Below are 8691 nucleotides of genomic sequence, written 5' to 3'. Positions count from 1 at the left end.
AGTGGGGCGGTGTGAACGCAACATTTGCGAACAACCGAGAACCCTGTGGGAGCGGGCTTGCCCGCGATGAGGCCGGATCAGGCGCCGACGATCCCGCCATCCTCACGGGTAATGACAATCACCGAAGAGCGTGGCTTGCCGCTGGGAAGGTGCTCGGGGAAGGTCGAGCCGCCGGTTTCGCCCGGGTGCTGGATGCCGACGAACAGGGTTTTCTGGTCCGGCGAGAAGCTGATGCCCGTCACCTCGCAGCCGATCGGCCCGACCATGAAGCGGCGGATTTCACCGCTGACCGGGTCGGCGCAGAGCATCTGGTTGTTGCCCATGCCGGCGAAGTCACCGGCGTTGCTCATGTCGCCGTCGGTCTGGATCCACAGCCGGCCGGCCTCATCGAACGCCAGGCCGTCGGGGCTGTTGAACATGTTCTGCGGGGTGATGTTCGACGAGCCGCCCTTGGGCGTGCCGGCATGCACATGCGGGTTGCCGGCGACCACGAATAGGTCCCAGGCGAAGGTGTGGGAGGCGTGGTCGTCGCGGTCGGTGCGCCAGCGCAGGATCTGACCGTAGACGTTCTTCTCCCGCGGGTTCGGCCCGCCTACCGGCTGCCCTTCCTCGCCGCGCTTGGCATTGTTGGTCAGGGTGCAATAGACCTGGCCGTCCTTGGGACTGACCACGATCCATTCCGGGCGATCCATGCGCGTGGCCTTGACCACAGTGGCGGCCAGACGCGCATGGATCAGCACTTCAGCCTGACTGGCAAAGCCGCTGCTGGCGTCGATGCCGTTTTTGCCGTGGGTCAACTCGACCCATTCACCCTGGCCTCGCGGATGGTCGGCATTGCCGTCACCGGCGTCGAAGCGCGCCACGTACAGAGTACCGTGGTCCAGCAGATCGCGGTTGGCCTTGGGGTTCTGGTGGTTGATCTTGTCGCGGCTGACGAACTTGTAGATGAATTCGCCGCGTTCGTCGTCGCCCATGTACACCACGGCATGGCCGTCACGGGTTTCGGCCAGGGCGGCGTTTTCATGCTTGAAGCGACCCAGCGCGGTGCGCTTGACCGGGGTCGATTGCGGATCGAACGGATCGATCTCGACCACCCAGCCGTGACGGTTGAATTCGTTGGGGTTGCTCGCCAGGTCGAAGCGCGCATCGTGCTGGTGCCAGTTGATCTCTTTGCTGGTCGCCACGGCGCCGTAGCGCCTTTGCGCGGCGTCGAACTTCTGCTCGGCGTTGGTGCTGCCGAAGCAGTCGGTGAAGTTCTCTTCGCAGGTCAGATAAGTGCCCCAGGGCGTCTTGCCGTTGGCGCAGTTCTGGAAGGTGCCCAGCACTTTCTTGCCTCGGGGATCGGTGCTGGTCTTCAACAACTCGTGACCGGCGGCCGGACCGCTGAAGGCGATCGGCGAGTTGCCGTGGATGCGCCGGTTGTAGGCCGAGCCCTGGACGAACTGCCATTGACCGCCTATGCGCTGCACTTCCAGCACCGTCACGCCTTCCGCTGCCAGGGCCTTGCGCACTTCCTCGGCCGACTGCGGCATGCCGCCGTGGGGGTAGAGGTAGCGGTAGTTGGTGTATTCGTTGTTGATCGCCATCAACGCGCGGTTTTTGTCACCGGGGAAGGCGAACAGGCTCATGCCGTCGTTGTGGTCGCCGAACTGCACTTCCTGATGCTCGGCGCTGCCATTGCCGCTCGGGTCGAAGGCCGGGCCGTTCTTGTGCAGGGGCTGGCCCCAGCTGATCAGCACCTGCGACTTGTAGCCCGGCGGCAGGCTGATGCTGTCGGTGGTGGCGGCGGGAATGCTCGGGAAACCGAGCAAAGTGCTGTTGCCGGCGCTGACACTGGCGGCCATCACGCTGCGGCTCAACAGATTGCCGCCCAGAAACATCGCGGCGCCGCACAGGGCACCGGCGCTGATAAATCCACGACGGCTGAGGCCGACCATCTGCTCGAGGTCGGTGGGTTGGTGTTCTTCCAAAAGGCTCATATCAGGCTCCCTGCAAATTTTTGCAGTTACCTTAATGGTGCTCGATGAAGGTTTTGTTGCAGTTGGTTGACGAGGTTCCTATAGCAGCTGCCGAAGGCTGCGTCAGGCCGTTCTGTGGTTGCCTGCGATTTCGTGGTGAGCTTTTTTGCGACTGCAGCGCAGTCGGACGCAGCCTTCGGCAGCTGCTACACCGGGTTGTTTGATGCCTGGGCTAGAGCGGTGTGCCGAGTAATACGTTGGATGGCGAGAACTGGACGCCTACCGGTTTGCCGGCTCTTAGGCCGCGAGATCGCAGGTGTTCGGGTTCGGCCAGGGCGCACAGGGTCTGGCCGTTGGGCAGGCTGATGCGTACTTCGCTGGGGCCGTTTTCGGCGTCGAGGATTTCTTCGAGGGTGCCTTTGAGGAAACTGTATCCCGGTGTTGCCTGATCTTCGGCAGCCAGCACTTCGAGCCATCCGGCCTTGATCAGGGCTACCACTTCAACACCCGGTTGCAGCTCCAGACGCACGGTGCTGTCGTGGGTGATTTGCGCATCGATACTCAGCCCTTCGGCCAATTCCAGGCGGATTCTGTCGTTGTGGCCCAATGTGTCGATGGCGGCGATGGTGCCGTGCAGTTGATTGCGTGCGCTGGTGCGCAGCATCAGGCGCCCGAGCAGGTCGAGGTCGCTGGCGTCTTCGGCGGCTTCCAGCACCTGGGCCTGCAAGGCTTGCAGCTTTTGATACAGGCGCAACACCCGTTCGCCTTCGCTGGACAGTTTCGCGCCACCGCCACCTTTGCCGCCGACACTGCGCTCGACCAGCGGTTTTTGCGCGAGGTTGTTCAGCTCGTCGATGGCGTCCCAGGCGGCCTTGTAGCTCAGGCCCGCGCTTTTCGCCGCACGGGTGATCGAGCCCTGTTCGGCGATGTGCTGCAGCAGGGCGATGCGTTGTGGACGGCGGGCGATGTGTTGGGACAGCAGCGTGGGCAGGGACATGACGGGGCGCTTTGGTGGTGACGATGGTGGGACGTTGGCGGGTGATGGCGTGGGAGTCAAGACGTGACGTACACACATACCCCTCTGTAGGAGCGAGGCTTGCCCGCGAAGGCGTCAGGTCAGGCGACATTGATGTTGAATGTGCCGGCCTCTTCGCGGGCAAGCCACGCTCCCACAGGGATTGCGATCCCACCTTGGATTTGTGTTTTCAGATTAGGGGGCGTCGCCCGGTTTTGGGGTTCGCGCCAGGCAGTAGACGTCCACTCGTGCAGCGCCAGCGTCCATCAGCAATTTAGCCAAAGCCTGGGCCGTGGCACCGGTGGTCAATACGTCGTCCACCAGCGCCAGATGACGACCCTTGACTGACACATCAGGCGCCAGCGCAAACGCATTGCGCAGGTTTTTCCGCCGTTCGCTGGCGTTCAGCGTTTGCTGCGCGCCGGTGTCCTGGGTTCTGAGCAGCAGCCGTTCATCGCAAGGCAGATCTAGGTGTTTGCCCAGCCAGCGTGCCAGCATCGCGGCCTGATTGAACCCCCTTTGCCGCAATCGCCGGGTGGCCAGCGGCACCGGCAGCAGCAGATCGGGCCGGGGCAGGTCGTCGTCGAAACGATGTTGCAACGCCTGGGCGAGCAATTCACCGAGCAGGTGGCCAAACGGCCACTTCGCACTGTGCTTGAAGCGCGTAATCAGGCTGTCTATCGGAAAACTGTAGGTCCAGGGCGCGATCACCTGCTCGAAGGCCGGCGGTTGTTTCAGGCATTGGCCGCATGTCAGGCCCGAAGCGGGCAGCGGCAGGGCACACGTCTGGCAGTGATCCCCCAGCCAGGGCAGCTCCGTTTCACAGGCCATGCAAAGGGGCGTGGCGCCGTCAGCGGCTTCATCGCAAAGCAAACAGTGTTGTTCGTTTTTTAACCAGATGTAAACCTGTCCTTTGTATCGTGGTTGACAGCGCATGACTCTTCCTTAAATATGCCGAACATCCGTGTCGCGGCTGTGGTTATTCCCTGCCTCAGCTGCTCGCCCAGCATAGAACCGTGCCCTGCATAAAAGAAAGGTAATGCCCATGAGCGCCAGCACCTCTGCAACCCTGCGTCATGACTGGTCTTTGGCCGAAGTCAAAGCACTCTTCGTTCAGCCATTCAACGACCTGTTGTTCCAGGCGCAGACCGTGCACCGCGCGCATTTCGATGCCAATCGCGTTCAGGTTTCCACGCTGCTGTCGATCAAGACCGGCGCCTGCCCGGAAGATTGCAAGTACTGCCCGCAGTCCGGTCACTACAACACGGGCCTGGAAAAAGAAAAGCTGATGGAAGTGCAGAAGGTCCTCGAAGAGGCCGCTCGCGCCAAGGCCATCGGTTCGACCCGTTTCTGCATGGGCGCTGCGTGGAAACACCCGTCCGCCAAGGACATGCCATATGTGCTGAAGATGGTCGAGGGCGTGAAGGCCCTGGGCCTGGAAACCTGCATGACCCTCGGTCGCCTGGATCAGGATCAGACCGAAGCGCTGGCCAAGGCTGGCCTGGACTACTACAACCACAATCTCGATACCTCGCCCGAGTTCTACGGCAGCATCATCACCACCCGCACCTACAGCGAGCGTCTGCAGACCCTGGCCTACGTGCGTGATTCGGGGATGAAGATCTGCTCCGGCGGCATTCTCGGCATGGGCGAGTCCCTGGACGACCGCGCCAACCTGCTGATCCAGCTGGCCAACCTGCCGGAGCATCCGGAGTCGGTGCCGATCAACATGCTGGTGAAAGTGGCCGGCACGCCGCTGGAAAACGCCGAAGACGTTGACCCGTTCGACTTCATCCGCATGCTCGCCGTTGCCCGTATCCTCATGCCCAAATCCCACGTGCGCCTGTCCGCCGGCCGCGAAGCCATGAACGAGCAGATGCAAGCCCTGGCCTTCTTCGCCGGCGCCAACTCGATTTTCTACGGCGAAAAACTGCTGACCACCGCCAACCCGCAGGCTGACAAGGACATGCAACTGTTCTCGCGGCTGGGCATCCTGCCCGAAGCGCGGGAAGAGCATGCCGATGAGGTGCATCAGGCGGCGATCGAGCAGGCGTTGGTGGAGCAGAAGAGCAGCGAGCAGTTTTATAACGCTGCGGTTTGATCCCTCCACCCGTTGCTCTGATTGAAATGCGAAACCCCTTGTGGGAGCGAGCCTGCTCGCGATTGCGGACTGACATTCAATAGAGATGTCGACTGATACACCGCCATCGCGAGCAGGCTCGCTCCCACAGGGGAAGACTTGTGTCACTGGATAGTCGAGGCCTGCATGTCTTTCGATCTCGCCGCACGCCTGGCTGCCCGTCGTGCCGAAAACCTCTACCGCCAACGCCCCCTGCTCGAAAGCCCGCAAGGCCCCGAGGTGGTGGTCGATGGCAAGCCGTTGCTGGCCTTCTGCAACAACGATTACCTGGGCCTGGCCAATCACCCGCAAGTGATTGAAGCCTGGCGCGCTGGCGCTGGAAAATGGGGTGTCGGTGGCGGGGCTTCGCATCTGGTGATCGGTCACAGCACCCCTCACCACGCGTTGGAAGAAGCGCTGGCCGACCTCACCGGTCGCCCGCGGGTGCTGCTGTTCACCACCGGCTACATGGCCAACCTCGGCGCCGTCACCGCGCTGGTCGGGCAGGGCGATACGGTGCTCGAAGATCGCCTCAATCACGCCTCGCTGCTCGATGCCGGCCTGTTGTCCGGCGCGCGTTTCAGTCGCTATCTGCACAACGACGCGGCGAGCCTGGCCTCGCGTCTGGAGAAAGCCACCGGCAATACCCTGGTGGTCACCGACGGCGTGTTCAGTATGGACGGCGACATCGCCGATCTGCCGGCGCTGGCCCGTGAAGCCAAGGCCAAGGGCGCGTGGCTGATGGTCGACGATGCCCACGGCTTCGGCCCACTTGGCGCCAACGGTGGCGGCTGCGTCGAGCACTTCGGCCTGGGCATGGAGGATGTGCCGGTACTGGTCGGCACCCTCGGCAAGGCATTCGGTACGGCCGGTGCTTTCGTCGCCGGCAGCGAGGAACTGATCGAAACCCTGATCCAGTTCGCCCGTCCCTACATCTACACCACCAGCCAGCCGCCGGCCCTGGCCTGCGCCACGCTGAAAAGCCTGGAACTGCTGCGCAGCGAGCACTGGCGCCGCGAGCATTTGCAGACGCTGATCCGCCAGTTCCGCCACGGCGCCGAGCAGATTGGTCTCACGCTGATGGACAGCTTCACGCCGATCCAGCCGATCATGATCGGTGACGCCGGGCGTGCGGTGCGCCTGTCGCAGATGCTGCGCGAGCGCGGCTTGATGGTGACCGCGATCCGTCCACCGACCGTACCCGCCGGCAGCGCCCGTTTGCGCGTGACCCTGACCGCCGCCCACAGCGAAGCGCAGGTGCAGCTATTGTTAGAAGGACTGGCCGATTGTTTTAAACAACTTGGACCGGAGCCAAACGATGCGTGATCGACTGATTCTGTTGCCCGGCTGGGGCCTCGGAATTTCCCCGCTGGAGCCATTGGCGGCGGCCCTGCAAGGCCTGGACGAACACCTGCGGGTGGAAATCGAGCCGTTGCCGGAGCTGGAGTCGAGCGATCCTGAAGAGTGGCTCGATGAACTCGATTCGACGATCCCCCAGGACGCCTGGCTCGGCGGCTGGTCCCTGGGCGGCATGCTCGCCTCGCAACTGGCGGCCCGTCGTGGCGATCGTTGCTGCGGCTTGCTGACCCTGGCGAGCAATGCGTCCTTCGTCAGTCACGAGCAGTGGCCAAGTGCGATGCCTGGCGAAACCTTCGATGCCTTTTTGGCCGGCTGCGCCGCCGACCCGCGCACGACCCTCAAACGCTTTTCGCTGCTGTGCGCACAAGGCGCCGAGGACTCGCGCGGGTTGTCGCGGCTGATGCTCGGCGGTGCGCCCAACAGTCCGGCCTCGGCATTGGTAAACGGGCTGCAGGTGCTAGCCCAACTGGATACCCGGCAGGCCTTGCAGGCCTTTCGCGGTCCGCAGTTGCACCTGTTCGCCGGCCTCGATGGTCTGGTGCCCGCCGAAGCCGCTGGCGACTTGCTTTCGCTGCTGCCGGATGTAGAAATCGGTCTGATTGAACAGGCCAGCCACGCGTTCCTGCTGGAAGACCCCCACGGTGTGGCGGGGGCGATCCACGCTTTCTTGCATGAGTCCGGCGATGACTGATTTATCCAATCCCCAGCTTCCAGGCGGCTTGCCCGACAAGCGTCAGGTAGCGGCATCCTTTTCTCGCGCTGCATCGAGCTACGACAGCGTGGCCGAGTTGCAGCGCGATGTCGGTAGCCAGTTGCTGAGCCGCTTGCCGGAAGATTTCGTACCAGGACGCTGGCTGGACCTTGGCTGTGGCACCGGGCATTTCAGCCGTGCGCTGGCTGAGCGTTTCCCCGAGGGACAAGGACTGGCGCTGGACATCGCCGAAGGCATGCTCAATCACGCACGGCCACTGGGTGGCGCCACGCACTTCATCGCCGGCGATGCCGAGCGTTTGCCGCTGCGCGATGCCACCTGCGATCTGATCTTCTCCAGCCTCGCCGTGCAATGGTGCGCGGACTTCGCCAGCGTGCTCAGCGAAGCCCATCGCGTACTCAAGCCTGGCGGAATCTTTGCGTTTGCTAGTCTGTGCGTGGGCACCTTGTTTGAACTGCGTGACAGCTGGCGGCAGGTGGACGGCATGGTGCATGTCAACCGCTTCCGCGAGTTCGCGATGTATCAACAGTTGTGCGCGGCCAGCGGCTTGCAGGCGATCAGTCTGCAGACCCGGCCCCACGTGCTGCATTACCCGGATGTGCGCAGCCTGACCCATGAACTCAAGGCGTTGGGCGCGCATAACATCAATCCTGGACGGCCGGGCGGACTGACTGGCCGGGCGCGGATTCTGGGGTTGATTGAGGCTTACGAGCAGTTTCGTCAGGCCCAGGGCCTGCCGGCGACTTATCAGGTTGTGTACGCCGTTATGGAGAAACCCTTATGAGCGCAGCCTATTTCATCACCGGCACCGATACCGATGTCGGCAAGACCACAGTAGCGGCAGGTTTGCTACATGCCGCGCGGTCGGCGGGCCTGAGCACGGCGGCGGGCAAACCGGTGGCTTCCGGTTGCGACGTGACGCCCAAGGGCCTGCGCAACTCGGACGCGCTGGCGCTGCTGGCGGAATGTTCGTTGCCGCTGACTTATGCACAGGTCAACCCGGTGGCCTTCGAGCCGGCCATCGCTCCGCATCTGGCCGCACGGGAAGCAGGCGTGGCGCTGACGGTGCAGTCGCTGTTGGCGCCGATGCGGCAGATTCTCGACATGCAGGCCGATTTCACCCTGATCGAAGGCGCTGGTGGCTGGCGCGTGCCCCTGGCCGATCAAGACAATCTTTCGGATCTGGCGATGGCCTTGGGGCTGCCGGTGATTCTGGTGGTCGGCGTGCGCCTGGGTTGCATCAGTCATGCGTTGCTGACCGCCGAGGCGATTGCCCGGGACGGTTTGCAGCTGGCGGGCTGGGTGGCCAACATCATCGATCCGAAGACTTCGCGCCTTGAAGAAAACCTTGCGACTTTGGCCGAACGCATCCCGGCGCCGTGCCTGGGAAGAGTGCCTAAACTCAAGGGCGTCACGCCGGAAGCGGTGGCCGAACATCTGCAGCTGGACCTGCTTGATTAAATTTTGCCTATGGCAAAAGCACTGTGCCATTAGTGTTTTTGACGGGCCTTTAAGTCTCAGGTCTGGT

General features: G+C 63.0%; 8 protein-coding genes. 5 read left to right on the top strand and 3 right to left on the bottom strand.

The window, feature by feature from the left end; genetic code table 11:
* Positions 1–77 precede the first annotated feature (77 nt).
* From ACW9JE_RS15815 to ACW9JE_RS15805, 3 genes are all read right to left on the bottom strand, one after another.
* Positions 78–1979 carry a PhoX family protein gene (locus ACW9JE_RS15815; RefSeq protein WP_457433267.1) on the bottom strand — a complete coding sequence of 634 codons (1902 nt, stop codon included), beginning with the start codon at positions 1977–1979 and terminating at the stop codon, positions 78–80.
* Positions 1980–2190: 211 nt separating this feature from the next.
* Complete coding sequence (locus tag ACW9JE_RS15810) at positions 2191–2955, bottom strand: TOBE domain-containing protein (RefSeq protein WP_457433266.1); 765 nt, start codon at positions 2953–2955, stop codon at positions 2191–2193.
* A 213-nt stretch (positions 2956–3168) separates the two neighbouring features.
* Positions 3169–3909 (bottom strand): ComF family protein, encoded by a 741-nt coding sequence (locus tag ACW9JE_RS15805; protein WP_224541648.1) that lies wholly within the window; start codon positions 3907–3909, stop codon positions 3169–3171.
* A gap of 109 nt (positions 3910–4018) precedes the next feature.
* Here ACW9JE_RS15805 and bioB point away from each other — a divergent pair, with 109 nt between their 5' ends.
* From bioB to bioD, 5 genes are all read left to right on the top strand, one after another.
* Positions 4019–5074, top strand: coding sequence for a biotin synthase BioB (gene bioB, locus ACW9JE_RS15800; RefSeq protein ID WP_457433265.1), 1056 nt, complete (start codon positions 4019–4021; stop codon positions 5072–5074).
* 165 nt (positions 5075–5239) lie between these two features.
* Complete coding sequence (bioF, locus tag ACW9JE_RS15795; RefSeq protein ID WP_457433264.1) at positions 5240–6418, top strand: 8-amino-7-oxononanoate synthase; 1179 nt, start codon at positions 5240–5242, stop codon at positions 6416–6418.
* Positions 6411–7142: an alpha/beta fold hydrolase gene (locus ACW9JE_RS15790; RefSeq protein WP_457433263.1), complete on the top strand. Its 732-nt coding sequence runs from the start codon at positions 6411–6413 to the stop codon at positions 7140–7142. The genes bioF and ACW9JE_RS15790 overlap by 8 nt, the downstream gene beginning before the upstream one ends.
* Positions 7135–7947: a malonyl-ACP O-methyltransferase BioC gene (gene bioC, locus ACW9JE_RS15785; RefSeq protein WP_457433262.1), complete on the top strand. Its 813-nt coding sequence runs from the start codon at positions 7135–7137 to the stop codon at positions 7945–7947. The genes ACW9JE_RS15790 and bioC overlap by 8 nt, the downstream gene beginning before the upstream one ends.
* On the top strand, positions 7944–8624 hold the full coding sequence (gene bioD / locus ACW9JE_RS15780; protein WP_457433261.1) for a dethiobiotin synthase: 681 nt from the start codon (positions 7944–7946) through the stop codon (positions 8622–8624). The genes bioC and bioD overlap by 4 nt, the downstream gene beginning before the upstream one ends.
* The last annotated feature ends 67 nt before the right edge of the window (positions 8625–8691 follow it).

It is taken from the genome of Pseudomonas sp. SDO55104_S430 (assembly GCF_054070595.1).
Note: the sequence above shows the minus strand (reverse complement) of the source record. Positions and strands in the feature narration are given on the sequence as shown.